Origin of the sequence: Yersinia enterocolitica (genome assembly GCA_002082245.2) — a bacterium.
GTDB lineage: Bacteria > Pseudomonadota > Gammaproteobacteria > Enterobacterales > Enterobacteriaceae > Yersinia > Yersinia enterocolitica_E.
In genome coordinates this window covers 3512196-3538345 of the sequence record NBTC02000002.1, presented here as the reverse complement: position 1 = coordinate 3538345, position 26150 = coordinate 3512196, and the positions used below count along the sequence as shown (strand labels likewise).

The window sequence follows — 26150 nt, the reverse complement described above, 5'->3', positions numbered from 1 at the left end:
AAAAAAGGCACCCGAAGGTGCCTTTTTCATCTGACGGGCAATAATTACTTCTTAGCGCCCGGCATGCTGAAACGCTTGTTAAAGCGGTCAACACGGCCACCGGTAGCAACATCACGCTGCTTGCCAGTGTAGAACGGGTGGCATTCGCCGCACACGTCCAGATTCAGGTCATGACCAACAGTAGAGTTGATCTTGATAACGTTACCGCAAGAGCAAGAAGCAGTAACTTGTTCGTATTTAGGGTGGATACCTTGTTTCATGGAAAACCTCTATATTTAGGCCGTGTCGCTATCCAGCCCTGTTCCGCCAGACACCACACGATTGATAAATAACAATTTGATTGTTAACGAACAGCTGCGGATAAAGTAAGCAACGGTTGTTAACAGGATTTGATATCGAATTATACCAAAGGCGGCGAATCATACAGAATTTGACCAAACCGCGCAATCGAATCCGCACATTGTGAAGCACGCAGTGTAAACTGTTCAATCTTTATTTAGACCCGTCATACTTCAAGTTGCATGTGCGTTGGCTGTGCTCAATAACCCGAATCACTTACTCATGTAAGCTCATCGGGATTTTCTCGCTTGCCGCCTTCCTGCAACTCGAATTATTTAGGGTATAGGCCAATTGTACTTATTTAGACCAATTTTAGTTATCAGGATGAAAACACATGTCCGTTGTTCAAGTGGCATTACCCGTACCGTTGGCCCGTAGCTTTGATTACCGTTTAGACAGCGCCATGGCCTGCCCGGTGGTCGGTGCTCGCGTTAGTGTGCCATTTGGTAAACGCAAAGCCATCGGAATTGTGGTGGGTATCAGTGATACCAGCACATTCCCCCTTGAACAACTGAAAGCCATTGACGCCGTTCTGGATGAGCGCAGCTTATTCCCACCCAGCTTGTGGCGCATTCTCTGCTGGGCAACCGAGTATTATCATTACCCGATAGGTGAAGTGCTGTTCCATGCTCTACCTATTCTGTTGCGCCAAGGGAAGCCTGCCCAATCTGCGCCGTTGTGGCAGTGGTTCGCAACCGAACAAGGGCGAGCCACACCACCGGAAAGCTTAAAACGCGCCCCGAAGCAGCAACAAGCGCTTGCCGCATTATTGCAAAAACCGGTCTATCGCCATCAAGTTAATGAAATGGCACTCACCGAAAGCGCATTGCAGGCATTACGCAGTAAAGGGCTAATTGACCTGCGGGCACAGGAAATCGCGACTACCGATTGGCGCAACGGCTTCGCCGTTCTGGGTGAGCGCCTGCGGCTGAATACCGAGCAGGCAACCGCCGTTGGGGCGATTCGCAGTGAAGATACCCAGTTTGCAGTCTGGCTGCTGGCTGGGGTGACCGGCTCCGGTAAAACAGAAGTTTATCTGAGCGTGCTGGAAAATATTCTGGCACAAGGCCGCCAGGCGTTGGTTTTAGTCCCTGAGATCGGCCTGACCCCACAGACTATCGCTCGTTTTCGCGAACGGTTTAACGCCCCCGTTGAGGTGCTCCATTCAGGTTTAAATGACAGCGAACGTTTGTCCGTCTGGCTACGGGCGCGTAACGGCGAAGCCGCAATTGTTATTGGTACCCGCTCGGCACTGTTTACGCCGTTTTCCCGCCTCGGGGTCATTATTATCGATGAAGAGCACGACAGCTCTTATAAACAGCAAGAAGGCTGGCGGTATCATGCCCGGGATTTAGCCGTATTTCGGGCCCGTGAAGAAGGCATTCCTATCGTGATGGGCACGGCGACCCCGGCGCTTGAGACCCTGCACAATGTGCAAATGGGTAAATATCGCCAGTTGACGCTATCTAAACGGGCGGGGAATGCCAAACCCGCCGTACAGCATTTGCTCGATTTAAAAGGCTTACCGCTTAAAGTTGGCCTCTCTCAGCCACTGCTAAAACGGATGAAAACCCATTTACAGGCCGATAATCAGGTAATTTTGTTCCTGAACCGCCGTGGCTATGCTCCCGCGCTACTGTGCCATGAGTGTGGCTGGATTGCTGAATGCCAGCGTTGCGACCACTATTACACCTTGCATCAAAATCACCGTCAGTTGCGCTGCCACCATTGCGACAGCCAGCGCCCGGTGCCTCAGCAATGCCCAAAATGTGGTTCAACCCATCTGGTCTCTGTCGGTGTTGGCACTGAACAGTTAGAGAACGAACTGGCTCCTCTGTTCCCGGATACTCCCATCACTCGAATTGACCGCGATACCACCAGCCGCAAAGGCTCGCTGGAACAGCATTTGGCTGATGTCCATCAAGGGGGATCGCGCATCTTGATTGGTACCCAAATGTTGGCTAAAGGGCATCACTTCCCTGATGTCACGCTAGTGGCCTTGCTGGATGTCGATGGCGCACTGTTCTCGGCAGATTTCCGTTCGGCAGAACGGTTTGCCCAGCTTTATACACAAGTTTCAGGTCGTGCCGGGCGCGCGGGTAAGCAAGGTGAAGTTATTTTACAAACACACCACCCTGAGCATCCACTGCTGCAAATTTTGCTGCAACAGGGCTACGATGCCTTTGCCAAACAGGCCCTAGAGGAACGTAAAAGCGTATTTTTACCGCCTTATACCAGCCATATCATCGTGCGCAGTGAAGATCACGATAACCAGCAATCCGCGCTGTTCCTGCAACAATTGCGTAATTTGCTGGAGGCCAGCCCACTCAAAGATGATGCATTGTGGATTATGGGGCCAGTGCCCGCATTGCAGGCCAAACGCAGTGGACGCTTCCGTTGGCAATTGCTGTTACAGCACCCTTCACGGCAATTGCTACAACGGCTGATTAAAACCTCTCAGCCGCTAATCAATACATTGCCGCAGGCACGTAAGGTTAAGTGGACGTTGGATGTTGACCCAATAGACAGCTAATTCCCCGCCTTAATTAATGCCAATAACGTTGAGTACTCTCTCTTTCACTTGGGGAATTTATTGTTTGATCTGTGCCACAAAGCAATCGATTACCCCGCTTTCTGCGAGCCAGTTCGAAAAAACCTACTTATGTCACACTTTTTATGCAAATTAGGTAACAAATTACCCCCACTATCTGTATAGAATGACGGAAAGCCTGCATTAAGCATCAGTGCTGGCTCGGAGCCAGAGCAAGGAGAAAGGCGTTGGAACATAAGAAAGAATTCACGATGGCTACCATGAAAGACGTTGCTGAAATGGCAGGTGTTTCAACTGCGACGGTGTCACGCGCACTGATGAACCCGGAAAAAGTGTCAACAGTAACCCGGCAAAAAGTGGAGCAAGCTGTTCTGGCGGTGGGTTATTCTCCTCATGCTTTGTCCCGCAATATTAAACGTAATGAATCGCGCACGATTCTGGTTATTGTACCGGATATTAGTGACCCGTTTTTTGCTGATATCATTCAAGGGATTGAGTATGCGGCAGCCCAGCAAGGTTATCTGATCTTAATTGGCGATTGCGCACAACAAACCCAGCAAGAGCGTAGCTTCGTTAACCTGATCATTACCAAGCAAATTGATGGCATGTTGTTGTTAGGTTCCAATCTGCCTTTTGATGCCAGCAAAGAAGAGCAGCGCAATTTGCCGCCAATGGTGATGGCAAACGAGTTCGCTCCTGAACTGGAACTGCCAACGGTACATATCGATAATCTGACTGCCGCTTATGAAGCGGTTAATTATCTACATGAATTGGGGCACAAACGTATTGCCTGTGTTGCCGGGCCGGAAAGTTTGCCGCTAAGTCATTATCGGCTCCAGGGCTATATTCAGGCACTGCGTCGTAATGGTATCGCTGTCGACAGTGACTATATTATGCGCGGTGACTTTAGCTATGAAGCTGGCGCAGAAACCTTTGCGGTGCTGATGGCATTACCTCATCCCCCAACAGCAATATTTTGTCACAATGATGTGATGGCGATAGGCGCGATGTGGCAGGCAAAGAGAATGGGACTACGTATCCCGCAGGATGTCTCGCTGGTAGGCTTTGACGATCTGAAGTTGTCACAGTATTGTGATCCCCCTTTGACCACCGTGGCTCAACCACGTTATCAAATTGGTCAGCAAGCCATGTTACTATTACTTGAGCAGCTACAAGGGCATTCAGTACAAAGTGGCTCCCGGTTGTTAGACACCGAGTTAATTGTCAGGGAAAGTACTGCTGCGCCTAAACGCTAGGCAAATATTCAGGGGTTCAGTAACATGACGGACTTATTCCATCATCAAGACGCAGCGAAACGATAGTGGCACAAAGAGATTATGTAAGCCGAGGGCGCTCAGGAGCGCGGCGCAAAAGCACCAGCCGGAAAAAACGCAGTGCGCCAGCAGTATCTAAAACCGTGGTGGCGCTGGCCGTCGCGCTATTAGTGGTATTTGTTGGTGGCCTCTATTTCATCACCCATAATAAGCCGGGTGAGCTTCCGTTATTGCCCAGCCATGATCCTCGTACCGGTAATGGGTTACCGCCCAAACCCGAAGAACGCTGGCGTTATATTAAAGAGCTGGAAAACCGTCAGATTGGCGTCCCAACACCTACAGAGCCCTCTGCTGGTGGCGAAGCCAATTCTAAAACGCAACTGACTAATGAGCAGCGCCAATTGCTAGAGCAGATGCAGGCAGATATGCGCCAGCAGCCAACGCAGTTATCAGAGGTTCCGTATAACCAAGGGATGACGGTGCCACGCTCTGCTGTGACCATCAAACCACCGGTCACGACCCTGCAACAGCAGCCGCTAACACCGCCGCGCCAGACTACCGCGCCGGTACAGCAGCAGACGCAGGTACAATCGCCTGTGGCTACCCCACAACGCGCGCAACCGGCAGCTCCGGTAACACCGGCCGTTACACCGCCGAAACCGGAAAAAGAGAAAGAAAAAGCACAACGTTGGATGGTGCAGTGTGGTTCATTCAAAGCCATCGATCAGGCCGAATCTATCCGCGCCCAATTGGCATTTGGCGGTATCGAAAGCCGCATTACCAGCGGTGGTGGCTGGAATCGTGTGGTCCTTGGCCCTTACAGTACCAAAGCAGCCGCTGATAGTACCTTGCAACGTTTGAAAGGCGCGGGTCAATCAGGATGCATTCCCCTCGCTGTAGGGGGTTGAAAAGTCGCAATCCTCCCCCATTTATAATCTCAATATACCCCGTGCTGTTTTTTGACAGGCAGTACGGGGACTCATTCAGTCTGCAACGAGGGTCCGCTCGTGACAACAATTGTAAGTGTACGTCGTAATGGTCATGTCGTTATTGGTGGTGATGGCCAGGTCACTCTGGGTAATACCGTAATGAAGGGTAATGCCAAAAAAGTACGCCGCCTTTATAACAATAAAGTGATTGCGGGCTTTGCTGGCGGTACTGCCGATGCCTTTACGCTGTTTGAGCTGTTTGAGCGCAAACTGGAGATGCATCAAGGCCACCTGACTAAAGCGGCTGTCGAGTTAGCCAAAGACTGGCGTACTGATCGTATGTTACGCAAGCTTGAAGCACTACTGGCTGTAGCGGATGAAACAGCATCACTCATCATTACCGGCAACGGCGATGTTGTTCAACCAGAAGACGACCTGATTGCTATCGGTTCCGGTGGGCCTTATGCCCAATCTGCCGCGCGCGCGCTGTTAGACAATACTGAATTAAGTGCCAAAGATATCGTTGAGAAGTCTCTGAGCATTGCGGGGGATATCTGTATCTATACCAACCGCTTCCAAACCATCGAAGAATTAACGTATAAAGCGTAAGGATAGAGTGACATGTCTGAAATGACCCCACGCGAAATCGTCAGCGAACTTGATAGCTACATCATCGGCCAGGATAAAGCTAAACGTGCGGTGGCAATTGCCCTGCGTAACCGCTGGCGCCGTATGCAGCTCAATGAAGAGTTGCGTCACGAAGTTACCCCTAAAAACATTCTGATGATCGGTCCAACCGGTGTCGGTAAAACTGAAATTGCTCGCCGTCTGGCAAAATTGGCCAATGCGCCATTTATCAAAGTTGAAGCGACCAAATTCACCGAAGTGGGTTATGTTGGTAAAGAAGTGGATTCTATTATCCGCGATCTGACCGATGCGGCTGTGAAAATGGTTCGCCATCAATCAATTGAGAAAATGCGTTACCGGGCTGAAGAGTTAGCCGAAGAACGTATTCTGGACGTGTTGATTCCACCGGCCAAAAATAACTGGGGCCAGCCGGATGAAACACAAGAGCCATCCGCTACCCGCCAGGCTTTCCGCAAAAAATTACGTGAAGGGCAACTGGACGACAAAGAGATTGAAATCGATCTGGCTGCTTCGCCGATGGGGGTTGAAATCATGGCACCTCCTGGCATGGAAGAGATGACTAACCAGTTACAATCTATGTTCCAGAACATCGCCGGTCAGAAACAAAAACCGCGTAAAGTCAAAATCAAAGACGCGTTCAAACTGCTGATTGAGGAAGAAGGCGCGAAACTGGTCAATCCAGAAGAGCTGAAACAGCAGGCGATTGATGCCGTTGAACAACACGGGATCGTGTTCATCGATGAAATCGATAAAATCTGTAAACGCGGTCAAACGTCAGGCCCGGATGTGTCCCGTGAAGGGGTACAGCGTGACTTGCTGCCATTGGTCGAAGGTTGCACCGTATCAACTAAACACGGCATGGTGAAAACTGACCATATCTTGTTTATTGCCTCCGGCGCATTCCAGGTGTCCAGCCCGTCAGATCTTATCCCGGAATTGCAAGGCCGCCTGCCAATCCGCGTTGAATTGCAGGCGCTGACCACCGATGATTTCGAGCGTATCCTGACCGAGCCAAGTGCCTCATTAACCGAGCAGTACAAAGCGCTGATGGCTACTGAAGGGGTTACCGTTGAATTTACTCGCGAAGGTATCCGCAAAATTGCTGAAGCAGCATGGCAAGTTAACGAGCGCACCGAGAATATCGGCGCACGCCGCTTGCATACCGTGCTGGAGCGTTTGATGGAAGATATCTCCTATGACGCTAGCGAAAGTAATGGTCAATCCATCACTATTGATGCTGTATATGTTGGTAAGCATCTTGATGAGCTGGTAGCAGATGAAGATCTGAGTCGTTTTATCCTATAATTCGCTTTATATCTTTATGCTGGATAAAATAGTCCGTCAGGACAATATCGAGTGGGAGGCATCGCCTCCCACTGTTGTTTTTTGACAGACATAATGTTTTTAACACGCCGATATGGGCGGACCAGACTCCTAATATAATAAAATGAAGCGAAACATGAGCCTATCAACCAACACCAGCCAGACCCAGGCTTGGCTGGAAAGCCTGCGACCACGAACCCTGCCACTGGCCTTTGCCTCAATCGTTACCGGTTCAGCCCTTGCTGTCTGGCTCGATAGTTTTAAACCTGCCGTAGCACTCCTCGCCTTATTAACTGCTGGCCTGCTGCAAATTCTATCTAATCTGGCTAATGATTACGGTGATGCCATCAAGGGCAGTGATACTGAAGAGCGTATCGGGCCATTGCGCGGGATGCAAAAAGGGATGATTACCCGCCAGCAGATGAAAGTGGCGCTGATTGTCACCGTTATTCTGACGATTATTTCCGGTATCGCACTCATTGCTGTGGCCTGTGAAAAACCCAGCGATGTTTTAGGCTTTTTATTGCTTGGGTTAATGGCAATTGTGGCAGCTATTACCTATACCGTCGGTAGCAAACCCTATGGTTATATGGGGCTGGGTGATATTTCAGTACTGGTCTTCTTCGGCTGGCTGAGTGTCGCGGGGACTTACTATCTCCAGGCTGGGCACTTTGACACTATCGTGATGTTACCCGCCACGGCCTGCGGTTTACTGGCAACGGCGGTTTTGAATATTAATAATTTGCGCGATATTGAAAACGACGCAGCTAATGGTAAAAACACGTTGGCAGTGCGTTTGGGGCCGGTGGTCGCACGTTATTATCATGCCATATTAATCGCGGCAGCAATTTTGTGCCTGGCAATATTCACACTTCAGAATTTGCATAGCTGGGCCGGCTGGATCTTTATTCTAGCCGTTCCGTTACTGGTCAAACATGCGCTGTTTGTACTGCGTGAGCCTACTGCTGCGGGTATGCGCCCAATGCTTGAGCATATGGTTAAAGCCGCATTACTGACCAACGTTCTGTTTGCTGTCGGTCTGGTATTCAGTTAATCCCAGCGGTTTGTTCTTCAAACCTTCTCCGGGCCACACCCCATAAAGGCCAGCCCGGATAAATTTAACAATTGATGATTTTGCCAACAGCAGCCAGAAAGGGATATACTTAATCTCCCAGCCGCAACCAGACGTTAATCCTATGAAATATGATACTTCCGAACTCTGTGATACCTATCATGAAGAGGTAAATGTGGTAGAACCACTGTTCTCCAATTTTGGGGGGCGCACTTCATTTGGTGGCAAGATTACTACTGTAAAATGTTTCGAAGATAACGGCTTGTTGTTCGACCTGCTTGAAGAAAATGGTCTGGGCCGTGTTCTGGTCGTCGATGGCGGTGGCTCAGTGCGCCGTGCATTAATCGATGCTGAGTTAGCTGAATTAGCATTGAAAAACGAGTGGGAAGGCATTGTGGTTTACGGTGCTGTGCGTCAGGTAGACGATCTGGCGGAGTTAGATATCGGTATTCAGGCAATGGCTGCAATTCCGGTAGGTGCGGCAGATGAAGGCATTGGTGAGAGCGACATCCGTGTGAACTTTGGCGGTGTAACATTCTTCTCTGGTGACCACTTGTACGCAGATAACACTGGGATCATCTTGTCAGAAGAACCACTGGATATTGAATAATATCCCTCTGATTTTCATAAGAAAGGGCGATATTGATATCGCCCTTTTTGCTACTTCGTATTTGCAGTAGCTACGTGACAAGCCGCCTTCAACAACCGATTACGGTTGCGTTAAGCCAGCTAGCACTTAGACTTCTTCCATCTTTCCCAACAGTGCCCGCAGACGATCCTGCCAAACATGCTGCTCTTGTTTTAGTTGCTCATTTTCGCGCACTAAGGCTTCACGGCCACCAGCAGCATCCTGAACTTCTTGGGACAGGGTGTTATTCTTCTCTTTCAGCTCTTCAATTTCCATCTGTAGCAAAGTGATGGTATCAATCGCCTGCTGAACTTTAACTTCCAATTTCTCAAATACTTCAAATGACATTCTTCGGTCCCCTTATGGTAGCAAGGCGTACATCTTTTGGTCGCAGTCATCATTCTTAGCCGACGTCGCCGTATTAACTAAGTCACCGTATCTACTGAGCTGACACTCGGCAGATGAAACTGCTGTGAATACTTATCGCGCTATATATCCATCGAACTAGGTGTAACAAGCGCTATGTTCTAACGCGTTCCTTTGCAGAGGCAACGCAGCTTGATAAAAACGATGCTCTTGATAAACCGATTGTATGTAGCCAGCCCCCCCCTGTCTAGCGCCATACCGGTACAAACCACACTCTGTAGCAATTTCGTGTCAGTAACTATCAGCAAAAACCGAAAAACCGCTATGACCCATCCTGTAAAATTATACATGCCTTTAACAACTGATAGCGAAACCACTGGTCTGATCACACTTTCAAAGTCCCTTAACAGCCGTGAATAACGCGAAATCGCTCATTTTTATGACACACCACACACATTTTGATTTCGCTATTTCTCGTTTGTGCTCGTTAACGATAAATTTACATCACTCCCTTCGCGGTTCGAAGGGCAAAAATAAGAAATACCCTATAAATCTCTGTCTGTAGGACATCTACTATGAGCCAAACCGCTAGTTCGACGTTGAAGGGCCAGTGTATTGCGGAGTTTCTCGGTACCGGTCTGCTGATCTTTTTTGGTGTAGGCTGCGTTGCTGCATTGAAGTTGGCTGGAGCCAGTTTTGGGCAGTGGGAAATCAGTATCATTTGGGGCCTGGGTGTTGCCATGGCCATCTATTTGACAGCAGCAATCTCAGGTGCACATCTTAATCCGGCCGTAACCATTGCATTGTGGTTATTCGCTTGTTTCGATCGCCGTAAAGTTCTCCCTTACATTGTGGCGCAGGTTGCCGGCGCATTTTGCGCTGCCGCGTTAGTGTATGGCCTCTATTACAACCTGTTTGTCGATTTCGAACAAACGCACCAAGTGGTTCGCGGTAGCGCCGAGAGCCTGAATCTAGCCGGAATCTTCTCAACTTATCCAAATCCACATATTTCTGTGTTCCAGGCCTTCCTGGTTGAAACAGTGATTACTGCCATTCTGATGTGTCTGATTCTGGCACTGACCGATGATGGTAACGGTATTCCACGCGGCCCACTGGCTCCTCTACTGATTGGTATCTTGATTGCCGTTATCGGTGCATCTATGGGTCCATTGACTGGGTTTGCATTGAATCCAGCACGTGACTTTGGTCCAAAGGTATTCGCTTATCTGGCAGGTTGGGGCGAAATTGCCTTCACTGGCGGGCGTGATATTCCTTACTTCCTGGTCCCTATTTTCGGGCCTATCGTCGGTGCATTACTCGGTGCTTTCGGTTATCGCGCCCTGATTGGCCGCCATTTACCGTGCGATGTGTGCGTGGTTGATGATGAAGAAACCACGGTAACGACCACAGAACGTAAAGCATAAATAATAGATACTACCCAATAGATTTACGGCAACTTAAAAGTAGGCTAACTATGACAACTGAAAATACTACTCAAAAGAAATACATTGTCGCGCTTGATCAGGGAACCACCAGCTCCAGAGCCGTGGTGCTGGATCATGATGCCAATATCGTGAGTGTTTCTCAGCGCGAATTCACTCAAATTTACCCTAAAGCCGGTTGGGTTGAACATGACCCGATGGAAATCTGGGCGACGCAAAGCTCAACACTGGTTGAAGTACTGGCAAAAGCCGGTATCAGTTCTGACGAAATCGCCGGTATCGGTATTACCAACCAACGTGAAACCACCATTGTTTGGGATAAAGTAACTGGGAAACCAGTGTATAACGCCATTGTTTGGCAATGCCGTCGTACTGCTGATATCTGCGAAAAACTGAAAAAAGAAGGGCTGGAAGAGTACATCCGTTACAACACCGGCCTGGTGGTCGACCCTTACTTCTCCGGCACCAAAGTGAAATGGATCCTTGATAACGTCGAGGGTGCCCGTGAGCGCGCTGAACGCGGTGAGTTACTGTTTGGTACGGTGGATACCTGGCTGGTATGGAACATGACCCAAGGCCGCGTACACGTTACGGATTACACAAACGCATCACGTACCATGATGTTTAATATCCGTACCAAAGAGTGGGATGACCGTATGCTGAAAGCGCTGAATATTCCGCGCGCTATGCTGCCTGAAGTCCGTCCATCCTCAGAAGTTTACGGCCAGACCAACATTGGTGGTAAAGGCGGGACCCGTATTCCAATCGCAGGGATCGCGGGTGACCAGCAAGCGGCCTTGTTCGGTCAGCTTTGTGTACAACCCGGCATGGCTAAAAATACCTACGGAACCGGCTGTTTCTTGTTGATGAATACCGGTACAGAAGCCGTTCAGTCTACTCATGGCCTGCTGACTACTATTGCCTGCGGCCCACGAGGTGAAGTTAACTATGCACTGGAAGGCGCGGTATTTATTGGCGGCGCATCTATCCAGTGGCTGCGTGATGAGCTAAAACTGATCAGTGATGCTACCGACTCCGAATATTTCGCCACTAAAGTGAAAGACAGCAACGGCGTATACGTAGTGCCAGCGTTCACCGGCCTCGGTGCACCTTATTGGGACCCGTATGCCCGAGGTGCGATTTTCGGCCTGACACGTGGGGTTAACAGTAACCACATTATCCGTGCAACCCTTGAATCGATTGCTTACCAGACGCGTGATGTACTGGATGCGATGCAGGCAGATGCCGGCGAACGTCTGAAATCACTGCGTGTGGACGGTGGTGCGGTGGCGAATAACTTCCTGATGCAGTTCCAGGCCGATATTCTGGGTACCCGCGTTGAACGCCCAGCGGTTCGTGAAAGTACCGCTCTCGGTGCTGCGTTCCTGGCAGGTCTTGCGACTGGCTTCTGGAGTGATCTGGATGAAGTGAAAAGCAAGGCAACGATTGAGCGCGAATTCCGCCCAGGGATTGAAACCACTGAACGTGATGTTCGCTACCGTGGCTGGAAGAAAGCCGTGGCGCGTGCCCAGGCATGGGAAGAGCACGAAGAGTAACGGCCCGCTTGTTTTACACTGTTTTTTGTAAACCAAAGGCGCCATCATTCCTGATGGTGCCTTTTTATTGTGAAAAATCTCATCCCGCCAAAAGACACCCCTACGGCTTTACTTCGCAAAGATGGTAGAATTCCTGCTTACATCCTTCTTCTATTACCCTAAATAATTCGAGTTGCAGAAAGGTGGCAAGCGAGAAAAGCCCCAAGAGCTTACATTAAGTAGGTGACTGGGATGAAAAATCTGCTTGCAGCGGTCTCGCCTTGTGAGGCCCATTGACGAGCCAAGTAACGAGCGTAGCCAACGCACATGCAGCTTGAAGTATGACGGGGATACAGGTCTAACCATGAAACGTGAACTAGCCATCGAGTTTTCCCGTGTCACCGAAGCTGCCGCGCTGGCAGGCTATAAGTGGCTGGGCCGGGGCGATAAGAATGCCGCCGACGGCGCTGCCGTACGGGCCATGCGTATTATGCTCAATCAAGTCAATATTGATGGGCAGATTGTTATCGGTGAAGGTGAAATCGATGAAGCACCGATGCTTTTTATCGGTGAAAACGTGGGGACCGGTCAAGGTGATGCGGTTGATATTGCGGTTGACCCGATTGAAGGCACCCGTATGACCGCCATGGGCCAGGCAAATGCGCTGGCGGTGCTGGCGGTGGGAGATAAAGGGACATTTTTACATGCCCCGGATATGTACATGGAAAAGCTGGTAGTTGGACCGGGAGCCAAAGGGGCTATCGACCTTAACCTACCGCTGGAACAAAACCTGCGCAATATCGCCATCAAGCTCAATAAACCCTTGAGTGATTTAACTGTTATCACACTGGCTAAACCACGCCATGACGGTATCATCGCTGAAATGCAGCAACTTGGGGTGAAAGTGTTTGCCATTCCAGATGGCGACGTGGCAGCGTCCATTTTGACCTGCATGCCAGAAAGCGAAGTCGATGTGATGTACTGCATCGGTGGTGCGCCTGAAGGTGTCATTTCTGCTGCGGTGATCCGTGCACTGGATGGCGATATGCAAGGCCGCTTGTTGCCACGCCATCAAGTTAAGGGCGATAACGAAGATAACCGCCGTATGGGTGAACAAGAATTGATTCGTTGCAAATCCATGGGTATTGAAGCAGGTAAAGTGCTGTTATTGGGGGATATGGCCCGTAATGACAATGTGATTTTCTCTGCAACCGGTATTACCAAAGGCGACTTGCTGGAAGGGATTTATCGTAAAGGCAACATGGCGACCACTGAGACACTGCTGATCCGGGGTAAATCCCGCACTATCCGCCGTATCCGTTCGACCCATTTCCTTGATCGCAAAGACTCAGCATTACACGAGTTCTTGCTGTAAACCGCCCCGTGAATCTTTTTCGTCCTCTTTGAGCAAAAAATAAAACGGGTACCGCATTAAATCAGTACCCGTTTTTATCTGCCGACTTAAGCATGATGCTCTTGTGGTTGCATCCGATGAGATAACGGCCACCAACACAGCAAAATCAGAATTGCCATGGCAAACATCAGTAGCCCCAAACTAAATTGCCCGGTTTGTGGCAGCATAGCTGACAACCAGGTAGCCAATCCTGATCCCATATTCTGCAATCCCCCCACTAATGCCCCTGCCGCACCGGCCAGGTATGGAAACGGCTCCATGGCACCGGTAGTTGCCAGTGGGAACAGCATTCCGGCGCCAAAGAAGAACAACGCTGCCGGTATCACCAGCGTCCAGATATTCATGATGCCGAACCAACCAGGGATCCACATCATCAACCCGGCCAGCAGGCAACTGATAACCGAATGCCACATCAGGCTGTGAAAGGTTTTACCTTCGCGCCCGGCATACCATGCACCGAAAAATGCGGCTGGGATCGGCAAAATAAACAGAATACTGACCATCATACCGCTCAGCCCCAGCCCCCCCCCCATCAACACGCCGGCACTGGCTTCAAATACGGCAATCCCGGCCAACGCTCCAATCAACATGATTAAATAGCAGCTAAAGGCCCGGTCAGAGAGTAACAGGCGGAAGCTGGCCAACATTCGCCGCTTTTCAGTTTGCTGTGGCCGAGTCTCCGGCAACCAGCGGAACATACAAAACGCCACACCACCACACAGAAATAGCAAGAACGCATAGCAAGCGCGCCAGCCAAATAGACTGGCCAGCACTCCACCGATAACCGGTGCCATTAAAGGGCTGACTAAAATACCCATATTTAACATACTGTTGGCGTAGCGTAGCGCCGTACCGGCATATAAATCCCGTGGCATGGTGCGTGCCATCACACCTGCAACTCCCGTCCCCATCCCCTGCAAAGCGCTGGCAGCAACCAACATGGTCAGGCTATCCGCCAGCCAAGCCCCAAGCGCCCCCAACATGAATATCATCATACCAACCAGAATCACCGGCCGGCGACCAACCCGGTCTGATAGCGGGCCATAAATCAATTGTGAAAAACCATAGGTCAATAGATACGCTGCCATCACGCGCTGCACCACTCCGGTGCGAACCGATAAATCACGGGCGATATCCGAGATAACCGGCACATAAATGGTTTGCGCCATCTGACCAACGGCAACCAGGAGGATCAACATAACCAGCAGGTGGAAATTTTCTATTTTTCTCATTGTCTTAACTAGTCTATTAGCCGGACTACGTGCCACATTGATATTGAAAAAGTGACACACCTCACTATTGGCGCATAAGCTAACAAATCTAGAAATTTTAGCGAGCCAGCACGACATATTGCCAAATAGCCAACTGGCAGATAAAAACACCATGGCCGTAAAGTAAACTGTCCAGATGAACCTTGATGGAGAAGAGATGTGTTTAAATATTGGAAAATAATTATACGATAAGCCTGTTTTTTGAACAGAACAGATCGTTATATTAGGGTGCTCCAGCGCGGTAAAGCATTTATGCGGCAATCGTGAATAATGGCATAACCTAAAAGCAATACATGGAGAGAGATAATTTAAAAGCGGTAATCATTGACGCTAAATAAATCTGTTGCGTATCGATAGTGGTTAAATAATGTTCTAAACGAATGGAAGGGACTTCCCCTGGATATGCGCCTGATTAACTCTTATGCAATCATGGGGTAAACATAGCCCCGGAGGGATTCGTTATGACCATCACTACTGTCGGTATCGATCTTGCTAAAAATGTGTTTGCTGTTCACTGCGTTGACCAACACGGTAAAACTGTTCTGGTTAAACCCAAAGTACCGCGTGCTGCGCTTCCTGAGCTGATTGCCAGTTTACCTCCCTGTGTTATCGGGATGGAGGCATGCTCTGGGGCTCACTACTGGGCAAGGTTGTTTCGGCAGTATGGTCATGAACCGCGCCTGATGGCAGCTAAATTTGTATCGCCTTACCGTATGGCAGGTAAATCAGGGAAAAATGATGCTGCTGATGCTCAGGCTATCTGTGAAGCTGTTCGTCGTCCGCATATGCGGTTCGTACCAGTGAAAGACGAAAGCCAGCAGGCCATGCAGTGTTTACATCGTACCCGGCAAGGTTTTATCGAAGAGAAAACAGCAACATATAATCGCCTGCGAGGGTTGATCTCTGAATTCGGCGTCATCGCTCCACAAAGTACAGATGCCCTGCGCCACATGGTATCTGAACAGAAGAAATCTTTGCCGCTTCAGGTTCAGCAATGTGTTGATGACCTGCTGAAACACATTGATCGCATTGAAAATAACGTTACTGAATATGACCGGATCCTGTCCCGCATGGCAAAAGCGGATCACCGCAGCCAACGACTGATGGAACTGAAAGGGATTGGCCCCACAACAGCCTGTGCTCTGGTCGCCAGTATCGGTAATGCACACGATTTTAAAAATGGACGACAACTGGCAGCTTGGCTGGGACTAACGCCATCGCAATATAGTAGCGGCGGAAAATCAAAGCTTGGCAGGATAACGAAGGCGGGCGATTCGTATCTACGAACGCTGTTGGTCCAGGGCGCTCGTTCAGTTCTGATTGGCGCCGAGAAAAAGACAGACTCATTCAGTCGTTGGGTTTGCTCGCTAGTTGAGCGCAGAGGATACTGGCGTGCCGTTGTGGCCATAGCGGCTAAAAATGCAAGACTGTGCTGGGCATCACTACATTATGGTGATGATTTCAGGTTGTACTCAGTGAGCTAAAGCACGAAACTGATTAACCATCTTAACTGCAACTCGTTGATGATAAAGGGTTAGACCCCGTGAGATATATCTGACTATTGTACAGGATATACGTATCCGTTAAACGAACAAGAATCTCACGAGCGTCTTTCATCAGGGTCCGAATCGATTACGATTCCTCATGACCGTTTATAGTACCGCAGTCTCTCCCCTTTAATTTTAATGACGAGCAGACAGGAACCGAAAAAACCGGTGTTGACATGCCGGGGAAGCCCTTATAGTACAATAATTTCCGTTTCCTGAGCGGACCTCAAAATTAGCAATTGTATTAATAGAGTTCTGAATAAAAATGTGACTAAAAAATACTATAAAGACCCCACAAAATAGTCTATACCAATTAATATCCCCCCGGTATCATTCAGCGAGTTTTATATTTACTGATACACTTTGTTTTTTATTAAATTATTTTTCATACAATAACATCATATTATGAGTAACAGGATTTAAAATCACCGGTTGAATAAGCCAAATCATCAATATAAGATTTATTTGCACCACTCATGGCTAATAAAGTCGATGGGTGAAATCTCAACCTAAAGAGGTGATATATGTCTAACTGGAATGATATAGCAAGTATATATAAATTAAGTATTTATATTTCCAATGGTGAGAAATCGACTTCTATCTATGCCAATGGTAATAATCAAATACCCGTAGATATAATTATTGAAGCTAGAGATAAAAAAAATAACCCAGTATTTTTATCCAGCGATGAAATATACGACCATATTAATCTCGTCGATTATAAAAATACGCCTATTCCCAGCAGGATATTAACCAAATCAAAAGTGGCTAGGGAATATGTTTATCCTGTTCTCAAGCAAATATCACGAGACAATCCCGGTAACCCTTGTCACTTCTATTTATCTGTTCCTAAAGTTTCAGAGTCCCCACTCAAAGTATATGTTCAGGTTTTCATTAACGATCCCAATACTGAGACCAAAATAGAGTATACAACGGCACAAATAAACAATAATAACAATGCAATACCTGACTATATATCAATGAGAATTCTCCCGGCGAGAATATTCACTGATAATGATTTGGACATTTTGACTAAACAAGAAAACCGTGTTGACGGCTATAACAGTATCTTGAGAAAGTATTACGTCCGATTTAAATCGACAGATAATACCATTACCCATGATGCTTTATGTGATCAGAGATACTGGTTCTATTATAGACAGCAAGGCAACTATAAAGGCTGTTCTACCTCAACTGATAGCTCAATTGATATTAGCTCAGCTAACTATACTGCCAAATTTCAAGTGTCGAACTCCTGGACCATTAGCGTTACCTCGAAAAATCATGAGGAACGCGGTATCTGTTTCTGGTCTTATCGCCTATGGTACGGTGCGCTATGGTCTTATAACGATTGGTCTAAATCTCTGCATTTCTTCTTACATGACCAATACGGTAACAGAGCTGATATTGACGTAAAATCTAATGGCGACCAGGACATATCCTTCCATGTCTTGGCTTAGTTCACCTTGCATTCATCCCATTGCTTAACCGTGATTTATTATTAAAAGTAGTTTCAGTTTTACCGACTGGGCTACTTTCATTTCAATATTAAAAAAACTCAATGGAGGTCATTTATATGACTCAAGTGGCTAACTATTTCACTCAGAGTGGTAATTTCATCAGTGCAGCCTTAGGCGGCGTTGACCCGAGAACCGGTTTATATTCATTTTCTTTTCCTATTGCCAGTGTGGTGGCTAATAACAATTTAGGGCCGGAAATAGATGTATCACTACATTATAATATGTTTGATAATAATAACATTGGCCTTGGCATGGGGTTTTCATTTTCTTTCTCACAGTATGATGCACTAAATAAAGTTTTGTATTTATCAACAGGTGATAAATACCATATTTATGAAAGTGCTAACGGCGTAGAAATTGAGCAAAAAAAATTAAGCTCTTTTAAATTCGAGCGTAATAATGATAACTATATTATTACTTATAAATCAGGTGTGGTCGAAATATTAGAAGGCAGGAATTCAGGTCAAAATATTAAAAATGTTATTTCAGTAATTTCTCCGTTAGGGCATGAAGTTCATTTTAACTGGATATTTAAAGGTTTCAAGCGTCTAGCCAGCATCCGAGATGCCAATAGAGAATTACTTAAAATAAATTACGACGATGCGATATTCCCTGAAATTACTATTTTTTCAGGGACGCAGGAACAGCGCACGCTACAATTTCAGTTGTTCAACAAACGATTGCAAAAAATAACCTTAGTTGATAATAAGTATCAATGGGTTATGGCCTATACTGGCGAGGGTTATATTGAACAGGTGACTTATCCATCCGGCTTAATTGAAAACGTTGATTACCAAAATAACTTGATGCGCTTTCCTGAGAATGCCGTGCCCGCGTTGCCTGCCGCCGTCAGACACACTATCACCCCCGGAACTGGGCAGCAAAAGTTGGTCACCCTCTACGAATATACCAACACGAACTATTTAGGCTTTGCCAGTGGCGTGAATTTCTTACCAAATAGCGATAATGCTTATCGGATCCTGACGGATTACCAATATGGATCAACGGAAACTCAACTCGGTGATAAGCACAATATTGTTATTACCCGTAGATACAATAATTTCCATCTGATTACGCGGGAAAGCACCCAACAGGGCAGCTGTTCATGTACCGTAGAAACTGAGTATTATGCCAAAAAAGGCATCCCTTTTGGCCAACAGCCCGCACAATTTCAGCTCCCCAAACAAACCACAACGACGTTTCTTGATACCAGCAAACCAGCAACCGAACAACGCCGCGTTGAAATAACGAAAACTGAATTTGATCTCTGGGGCAACCCAACGAAGGAAGAAAATCCTGATGGTTCGGTGGTAGTGACCCGTTGGTACGCCAACCAGGGGGAGGAAAACTGCCCAGCGGAACCCAATGGTTTTGTGCGATTTATGAAACAACAAAAACTCATCCCTGCCGAATCCGCTTATACCACGCCAATCCGGACCTGCCGTTTTACCTACCAAAGACTCGGCAATACTCCGTATGTGGTGCAAGAGAAGAAATTCTTTTATCGCGACGACCAGTTGTTGTCGCAACAGAACCTAATGTCAATAAGTGACGCTAATGACGCCGAGTTTGGGCGAATTATTGCCATTAACGAGGACATGTATGAGCTGTCAGATAGCGGCAAGCAATTCACCAGCACTCAGCGTTTTACAACTCAAATACAAAGTGGTTTATTAACTCAAATAGCAAAATTTATCGGCTCTGACGGTGTAACCAGTACGGTAACTCACACTCGCTCCGCTTATACTGGGCTGTTGTATGCAAAAACCGATGCTCAAGGTATTACTACGCATTATCAATACGATGAAATGGGCCGTCTTACCTCCAGAGTTACCTGCCCTGGCACTCGCTATGAAAATACGACCCGTTGGGACTACCTGATCGATGGCGAAGGGAAGCTTTCCACTACTGAAACAGATGCCGCAGGTAATAAGCTTCGCACCTATTTTGATGGTCTGGGTCGCACATTACGCCAACAGCAGTCGAATGCGGGAGAGACACCTTCTTGGTATGAAATTCAGTCTTATAGCTATAACCTGTTAAATGAAATCACCGCAGAGAAAAGCAGTGATTGGTGGATAGCGAAAAATCAGCGGCCTGAACAATATGCCATTAACTCGGCTCATACTTATGATAATTGGGGGGAAATAACTAAAGCCGCTGGCAGCGACGGCATTACGCGTTGGCAAGTGAATGACCCTATTCAGCTTACCCAAACTCTCCACCAGAGTGGTAACAACAATAACCGTGAGATCGACAGTGGTAGCAGCAAAATTCAATACGATATCAATCTACGCCCTCTGAGCACGACCCGTATTGACACTGCCGGAAAGCCACAGGGAGTGTGCCACTATGCTTACGATGGACTGGGCCGCTTATGCCGAGAAGAAGATGAACTTGGGCATGTCACTTTACATACCTATGATGCTTACGACCGGCTAGTCAGCCAAACTACAGCAGACGGCAGCATAGTAACCCGCACCTACCCCGGCTATTTAAAGGGCAATTGTGTAGCCTCACTCACCCTTACGGGTAAGAATTCAGCAGGAAAAACCCAGCATTGGCTACTAGGTACTCAGAATTTTGATAGCCTGGGGCGGCTGATCGAAAGCTCCAGCTGTGGCCGAACTACGTCCTATCGCTATCAGGAAGCATCACCCGTTCCGTTCAGTATCATCACCCCTGAGAAGGAAGTGATTAATCTATCTTACATTCCCGAACTGAATAATTCGGTGCAATCTCTCAACGCAAACGGTGTCACCCAAGAGTTTAGCTATGACCCTATTAGTGGCCGGCAGTTGGACGCCAAAGAAACTGACAGTGTCGATACTCAATTTTCCTGGCACCCTTCCGGCAGTTTGAAAACCGAAACAGTGATCCATCACCAAGATTCCCCCCGTGCCAGTCATTATCGCTGGACGCTGCGTGGTAGCAACACCACTTTTACCGATATCACCGGCGCACAAACCCGCTATAACCGAAATACTGACGGCAGAATAATTGAAGTTGCGGATGATGATCTGAATGCACGGCTAAGTTATAACCCGTTAGGCTACCTTGCCAGCTTGCTGATTACCGATGGAACAACGCAGAACAGCCTGAAAACTCAGCTAGCTCACGATGATTTTGGCCGGGAAACATCCCGTAAGGTGACTGATAGCAAAGGCATAGAAATCATCATATTACAAACATGGCTGGCAAACGATCAGTTGGCTACTCGTATCACCAAACACAATAATATCACCATTCACACTGAAAATTACGGCTATGATAAACGTAATCGTTTGGTCAGCTATGTCGCGACCGGAAGCAACCTGTCACCCGCGCCTAATGGCATGATGTTATCTGCACAACGCTACGCTTATGATGCTCTGAATAATCTGACCCACCTGGAAACCACTTTCTCCGATGGCACTACCGACAGTGTAGTGTACCGATATCTCAATGATGACGATCCCACACAATTAACCTCAATAACTCATACGCATCCTAATTATCCCGCCAGTATTGCCCTCGACTATGATGCCAATGGGCGCATGATTAAAGATGAATCGGGCCGCACGCTCACCTACGACGTAACCGGTCGTCTTATTGGCATAAACGGAGAGAATATCGCAGGCGGTAGCTACAGTTACGATGCACTGAACCGACTGGTGGCCCAGAACGTCAGTGATGGCGATAAGCGAGTGTTGTATTACCAAGGAAATGAGTTAGTCAACGAAGTCATAACATATCAGGCAAGTAATAATCGATTGATTAAACTGGGTCATGCCTGTCTGGGGGTAAAAGAGCTCAGCCATCTTACCCTGACGGCCACCGATAACCATGATAATTTGCTCTGGTCACGAGAGGTAGCTAACAGCAGCGGTACTCTCAACACTTGGTCACCCTACGGCTATGGCTACACGCCTTCCCCGTTACCGGGGTTTAATGGCGAACGCCTCGATCCGGTTAGTGGAAGCTACCATTTAGGTAACGGTTATCGTGCCTACAACCCTTTACTAATGCGATTCAACTGCCCGGATAGCCTCAGCCCGTTTGGCGCTGGCGGCATTAATCCATATGCTTACTGCGCAGGAGATCCTATTAATCGCCTAGATCCAAGCGGTCACCTGAGCGGAAGCGCCATTGCTGGGATCGTGTTGGGCTCTCTGGGATTATTGGCAGCTATATTTAGCGCCGGTGCATCAATAATTGCCGCTGGCAGCGTGATGACAGCAATCAGCTCAGCTTCAGCAATATCACTGGTGGTTGGCTCGATGGGCGTTGCTTCAGATGTAATATCTATTGTGAGCAACGCTATTTCCGATAGTAATCCCGAAGCATCCTCAGTATTGGGATGGATATCACTGGGAACAGGGATTTCCGGGCTGGCAGGAGGCGTGGGCCATGGCGTTTATAAAGGTATCTCCCGCGCCACATCGGGGCTGAGAACACGAACTGCTAATATTCTGGAAAAAGGCTTATCAGGCCGTGGTAGCCCAGTTGCGGCCAGAACATGGGCTTCTGAAGATCTGATGACGTTTTATCGCGGTGACGATCGTTCACCGGAGGCCATCAGAAAAGCGGGTGGATTCTACCCCAGAAGCGGTGATTCCTCGAAAGACGTGCTTACGCGATTTAAAAAAGCCTTTAGTGAAGACGCCGCTGGGCATTCCCAGGCGCATGTACGTCAAGGCAATCCTGATTATATTTCCTTTGGTACCGATCTCGATTCAGGCGGCTATGCTGACACCCGCAGCTATTTTTATGAAGTTAAAATTCCAGGCATGCGTCAGCAAAACATTACCGCTGAGGTGATCGGCACTCAATCGGTTAGAACCGGCCCCAAAGTCAGTGCGCCGCGATTGCTGCTTGACGGTCATTCGGTGGATACGTCTAATTTTGTTGCCATGTTACCAGCACGTACCGTCGAGGCCACTTTCGTAACACCAGTACCGATACAATTCATTAGCCGTTATCGAATGAAAGGTGGTAGTTGGATGAGTTTTTGACCTGAGATAGTAATATGATGCCCCTATCAATTTGGATGAAACGGCAGTTCCTGCAAGACAAGGGGGACGCGATGATAATACCAGTAGAAATCATAGCCCAGTGTCATTTTCAGAATGATGACAGAGGTCCAAGGACGAAAGGCATAACATTTTATCGATAATGTTTTTCAACCAAATGCTCTAAAATATCGCCATCGCTTTAGGCATCACTTCAGATAAGTATATGATGGGAAAGAATTATGGCTGAATGGGTTAGTGGCAAAATTACTCACATCGAACACTGGACCGACTCGTTGTTCAGTATTCGGGTCAATGCGCCAATTGACTCCTTTACCGCCGGTCAATTTGCCAAGCTGGCATTAGATATCAACGGCGAGCGGGTACAGCGGGCTTATTCCTACGTTAATGCGCCAAGTGACGACAATCTGGAGTTTTATTTGGTCACAGTACCGGAAGGCAAACTCAGCCCACGGCTGGACCAGTTGCCCGTAGGCGGTGAAGTGATGGTTACCAAGCAAGCGGCGGGCTTCTTTGTGCTAGAAGAGATCCCCGATTGCGATACCTTGTGGATGTTAGCCACCGGCACCGCGATCGGCCCCTATCTGTCAATTTTACAGGAAGGGCGTGATTTAGAACGCTTCAAAAATCTGGTGTTGGTCCATGCGGCACGTTTCGCCCGTGATCTCAGCTACCTGCCACTGATGCAACAACTTGAACAGCGCTACAACGGCAAGTTACGTATCCAAACAGTGGTGAGCCGTGAAGAGTCCCACGGTTCATTGACCGGCAGAGTTCCGGCCTTGATTGAGAATGGCTCACTGGAAGCCGCTGTCGGCCTGAAAATTGACGCGCATGACAGCCATGTAATGCTATGCGGTAACCCGCAAATGGTACGAGACACCCAGCAATTGCTGAAAGAACAGCGTGAGATGCGTAAACATTTACGCCGCAAACCGGGGCATATGACCAGCGAGCAATATTGGTAATAGACAGTATTGTCAAAGCTAACCAACTGATAGTAAAGGGCCATATGGCCCTTTTGGCTTTATCAAACCCTATTCACTGTGGTGTTTTATCAGCCAGAAACTTCACCGGTACCGCTTCTGGGCCAAAACGATTGTCACCCTCGGTACCGAGAAATGCGCCACAATCAATAAACATCATGACAATAATTAGTGTGGGAATAAACCGCCCAACACCCCATTGCCAGATGGGCGCTAGCATCTGCCAGTTACCGGCCATCAGCATCCAGGCCAGTACCACCAAAAATGCCCACCAACCGGCTTTATTACGGTCATGAAGCCGTTTAACCACCACTGCCGCCGTTGGCCACAGCAAAAAAACTATCGCAAAAGCCGCAGTCTGAATGGGTAACCAATCCTTACCTGCCAGCGTAAAAACAACCAGCATCGCCAACAGCCACAAACTAATCCAGATCCAAAAGTCCCGCCGCCCGATACGGCCTTTAAACGAGAAACACCACTGCTGTATTGTCATCAATGAACCGATCCATTTACCTGATATAACCTAAAGTTGATGTATACCCTAAATAATTCGAGTTGCAGGAAGGCGGCAACTGAGCGAGTCCCCAAGAGCTTACACAAGTAAGTGACTGGGGTGAACGAAGGCAGCCAACACACATGCAGCTTGAGGTATGACGGGTATACACAATAGAGTACCCCAATGCCGCAACTAACCTATAATCTTTGCAGTGAATTTTGACAATCACACTCAATTACCGCTTTAATCCCCTACACACACTTCTAACGACGGCATAAGTCATGAGAAAAGAGAGAGTCGCGATACTGGCAATACTGCTGCTAATAGCAACAGTTAGCCGCGCTCATGCCGACCCCGCAGACGACAGCGGTCAGCCAACGGAAGAGGCTCAGCCGACCGCGCCTTATCTACTTTCTGGCGCGCCAACTTTTGATTTAACACTGGTCAAATTTCGTGAAAGCTATAACCGCACGAATCCAACACTGCCTCTCAGTGAGTTTCATGCGATTACAGTAAAAGATGATCTGCCCCCACTGACTCGGGCTGCCAGTAAGATTAATGAGAATCTCTATGCTTCAACCGCACTGGAAAAAGGTACCGGTAAGATTAAGACCTTACAAATTACCTATTTGCCGATAAAAGGGAGTGAAGAGAAAGCGGCCCGACTAGTGGCTGTCAATTATATGGCAGCCCTGATGCGCCAGTTTGAGCCCACACTCACGCTCCAGCAAAGTCTTGATAATGTGCAGCAACTGCTGACACAAGGTAAAGGTTCGCCTTTCTATGCCCATCCGGTTGGCGCAATTCGCTATGTGGTAGCGGATAACGGCGAAAAAGGGCTAACTTTCGCTGTTGAACCGATTAAGCTGTCACTATCTGAAGCATAGTCTTGCCGCAATTAATGACGAAAAGCAAAGCCATTGCCACTAATCATCTCTATACTGTTGGACAGGTAAACTGCCTGTCGGGCAGTCATTATTATTGACCCTCGCGTCCCCTTGTTGGAGGAAGAAACATGCGTCATCCATTAGTTATGGGTAACTGGAAGCTGAACGGTAGCACTAACATGGTCAAAGAGCTTATCGCTGGCCTGCGTACAGAACTGAGCACCGTTGACGGTTGTGGTGTTGCTATTGCCCCACCGACTATCTATCTGAATCAAGCTAAGCACGAGTTGGCAGGTAGCCGCATCGCTCTGGGTGCACAGAATGTTGATGTGAACCTGTCTGGTGCATTTACCGGTGAAACCTCTGCTGACATGCTGAAAGATATCGGTGCGCAATACATCATCATCGGTCACTCTGAGCGCCGTACTTATCACAACGAAAGTGATGAATTCATCGCCAAGAAATTTGGTGTATTGAAAGAAGCCGGTCTGATCCCCGTTTTATGTATTGGTGAATCCGAAGCAGAAAACGAAGCGGGCCAAACTGAAGCAGTCTGCGCCAAACAACTGGATGCCGTGCTGACTACTTTGGGCGTAAAAGCGTTCGAAGGCGCAGTCATTGCTTATGAACCAATTTGGGCAATCGGTACTGGCAAATCAGCCACTCCGGCACAGGCTCAGGCAGTTCATAAATTCATCCGTGACCATATCGCGAAACAAGATGCCGCGGTTGCAGCACAAGTTATCATTCAGTACGGCGGTTCTGTTAACGACAAAAACGCAGCAGAGCTGTTCACCCAGCCTGATATCGATGGCGCACTGGTTGGCGGTGCATCACTGAAAGCGGATGCTTTCGCGGTTATCGTGAAAGCAGCAGCGAAAGCTAAAAAAGCCTAATTCAGGTTCTAAGT

Annotated in this window: 22 protein-coding genes and 1 pseudogene; 17 read left to right on the top strand and 6 right to left on the bottom strand. The window is 48.1% G+C overall.

What is annotated here, in order from left to right; genetic code table 11:
• Nucleotides 1-44 precede the first annotated feature (44 nt).
• Nucleotides 45-260, bottom strand: coding sequence for a 50S ribosomal protein L31 (locus A6J66_017670; GenBank protein PNM25845.1), 216 nt, complete (start codon nt 258-260; stop codon nt 45-47).
• A gap of 413 nt (nt 261-673) precedes the next feature.
• Here A6J66_017670 and A6J66_017665 point away from each other — a divergent pair, with 413 nt between their 5' ends.
• The 7 genes from A6J66_017665 to rraA all read left to right on the top strand — a co-directional run bounded on the left by A6J66_017665 (nt 674) and on the right by rraA (nt 8746).
• Complete coding sequence (locus A6J66_017665) at nt 674-2872, top strand: primosomal protein N' (protein PNM25844.1); 2199 nt, start codon at nt 674-676, stop codon at nt 2870-2872.
• A gap of 245 nt (nt 2873-3117) precedes the next feature.
• Nucleotides 3118-4146, top strand: coding sequence for a DNA-binding transcriptional regulator CytR (locus A6J66_017660; GenBank protein ID PNM25843.1), 1029 nt, complete (start codon nt 3118-3120; stop codon nt 4144-4146).
• Between the two features lie 65 nt (nt 4147-4211).
• Nucleotides 4212-5072: a cell division protein FtsN gene (gene ftsN, locus A6J66_017655; GenBank protein PNM25842.1), complete on the top strand. Its 861-nt coding sequence runs from the start codon at nt 4212-4214 to the stop codon at nt 5070-5072.
• Between the two features lie 99 nt (nt 5073-5171).
• Complete coding sequence (locus A6J66_017650; GenBank protein ID PNM25841.1) at nt 5172-5702, top strand: ATP-dependent protease subunit HslV; 531 nt, start codon at nt 5172-5174, stop codon at nt 5700-5702.
• Nucleotides 5703-5714: 12 nt separating this feature from the next.
• Nucleotides 5715-7046, top strand: a complete 1332-nt coding sequence (gene hslU / locus A6J66_017645; protein PNM25840.1) for an ATP-dependent protease ATPase subunit HslU — start codon at nt 5715-5717, stop codon at nt 7044-7046.
• Between the two features lie 154 nt (nt 7047-7200).
• Nucleotides 7201-8118, top strand: a complete 918-nt coding sequence (locus A6J66_017640; protein PNM25839.1) for a 1,4-dihydroxy-2-naphthoate polyprenyltransferase — start codon at nt 7201-7203, stop codon at nt 8116-8118.
• 142 nt (nt 8119-8260) lie between these two features.
• Nucleotides 8261-8746: a ribonuclease E activity regulator RraA gene (gene rraA / locus A6J66_017635; GenBank protein ID PNM25838.1), complete on the top strand. Its 486-nt coding sequence runs from the start codon at nt 8261-8263 to the stop codon at nt 8744-8746.
• Nucleotides 8747-8872: 126 nt separating this feature from the next.
• Here the strand turns inward: rraA and A6J66_017630 are convergent, their stop codons facing one another.
• Nucleotides 8873-9112 carry a cell division protein ZapB gene (locus A6J66_017630; protein ID PNM25837.1) on the bottom strand — a complete coding sequence of 80 codons (240 nt, stop codon included), beginning with the start codon at nt 9110-9112 and terminating at the stop codon, nt 8873-8875.
• A 179-nt stretch (nt 9113-9291) separates the two neighbouring features.
• Nucleotides 9292-9519 (bottom strand): hypothetical protein, encoded by a 228-nt coding sequence (locus A6J66_017625; protein ID PNM25836.1) that lies wholly within the window; start codon nt 9517-9519, stop codon nt 9292-9294.
• On the opposite strand from A6J66_017625, the pseudogene A6J66_017620 reads away from it, so the two are divergent.
• The 4 genes and pseudogenes from A6J66_017620 (at nt 9455) to glpX (ending at nt 13482) form a co-directional block, all read left to right on the top strand.
• Nucleotides 9455-9695: pseudogene (locus tag A6J66_017620) on the top strand (hypothetical protein). The gene A6J66_017625 and the pseudogene A6J66_017620 sit on opposite strands and share 65 nt — an antisense overlap.
• 10 nt (nt 9696-9705) lie before the next feature.
• Nucleotides 9706-10554: an aquaporin family protein gene (locus tag A6J66_017615; protein ID PNM25835.1), complete on the top strand. Its 849-nt coding sequence runs from the start codon at nt 9706-9708 to the stop codon at nt 10552-10554.
• A gap of 50 nt (nt 10555-10604) precedes the next feature.
• Entirely contained in the window at nt 10605-12128 is a 1524-nt protein-coding gene (gene glpK, locus A6J66_017610; GenBank protein ID PNM25834.1) for a glycerol kinase, read from the top strand.
• A 343-nt stretch (nt 12129-12471) separates the two neighbouring features.
• A complete protein-coding gene (glpX, locus tag A6J66_017605) occupies nt 12472-13482 on the top strand; it encodes a fructose-bisphosphatase class II (GenBank protein ID PNM25833.1) in 1011 nt (336 codons plus the stop codon).
• Nucleotides 13483-13568: 86 nt separating this feature from the next.
• Here glpX and A6J66_017600 read toward each other — a convergent pair whose 3' ends face one another.
• The gene (locus tag A6J66_017600; GenBank protein PNM25832.1) at nt 13569-14753 is read right to left on the bottom strand and encodes a multidrug transporter EmrD; all 1185 of its coding nucleotides are present in this window, start codon (nt 14751-14753) and stop codon (nt 13569-13571) included.
• A 500-nt stretch (nt 14754-15253) separates the two neighbouring features.
• On the opposite strand from A6J66_017600, the gene A6J66_017595 reads away from it, so the two are divergent.
• The 4 genes from A6J66_017595 (at nt 15254) to A6J66_017580 (ending at nt 23839) form a co-directional block, all read left to right on the top strand.
• Nucleotides 15254-16276 (top strand): IS110 family transposase, encoded by a 1023-nt coding sequence (locus A6J66_017595; protein PNM25831.1) that lies wholly within the window; start codon nt 15254-15256, stop codon nt 16274-16276.
• A 587-nt stretch (nt 16277-16863) separates the two neighbouring features.
• Nucleotides 16864-17799, top strand: a complete 936-nt coding sequence (locus A6J66_017590; protein ID PNM25830.1) for a transferase — start codon at nt 16864-16866, stop codon at nt 17797-17799.
• Between the two features lie 116 nt (nt 17800-17915).
• Complete coding sequence (locus A6J66_017585; GenBank protein PNM25829.1) at nt 17916-22853, top strand: type IV secretion protein Rhs; 4938 nt, start codon at nt 17916-17918, stop codon at nt 22851-22853.
• Between the two features lie 239 nt (nt 22854-23092).
• The gene (locus A6J66_017580) at nt 23093-23839 is read left to right on the top strand and encodes a ferredoxin--NADP(+) reductase (protein ID PNM25828.1); all 747 of its coding nucleotides are present in this window, start codon (nt 23093-23095) and stop codon (nt 23837-23839) included.
• Between the two features lie 73 nt (nt 23840-23912).
• On the opposite strand, the gene A6J66_017575 is transcribed toward A6J66_017580, so the two are convergent.
• Both A6J66_017575 and A6J66_017570 read right to left on the bottom strand, forming a co-directional pair.
• Nucleotides 23913-24350 (bottom strand): DUF805 domain-containing protein, encoded by a 438-nt coding sequence (locus A6J66_017575; protein PNM25827.1) that lies wholly within the window; start codon nt 24348-24350, stop codon nt 23913-23915.
• A gap of 16 nt (nt 24351-24366) precedes the next feature.
• Nucleotides 24367-24582: a hypothetical protein gene (locus A6J66_017570; protein ID PNM25826.1), complete on the bottom strand. Its 216-nt coding sequence runs from the start codon at nt 24580-24582 to the stop codon at nt 24367-24369.
• A 52-nt stretch (nt 24583-24634) separates the two neighbouring features.
• On the opposite strand from A6J66_017570, the gene A6J66_017565 reads away from it, so the two are divergent.
• Complete coding sequence (locus A6J66_017565; protein PNM25825.1) at nt 24635-25240, top strand: DUF1454 domain-containing protein; 606 nt, start codon at nt 24635-24637, stop codon at nt 25238-25240.
• Nucleotides 25241-25368: 128 nt separating this feature from the next.
• The gene (locus tag A6J66_017560) at nt 25369-26136 is read left to right on the top strand and encodes a triose-phosphate isomerase (GenBank protein ID PNM25824.1); all 768 of its coding nucleotides are present in this window, start codon (nt 25369-25371) and stop codon (nt 26134-26136) included.
• Nucleotides 26137-26150 lie beyond the last annotated feature (14 nt).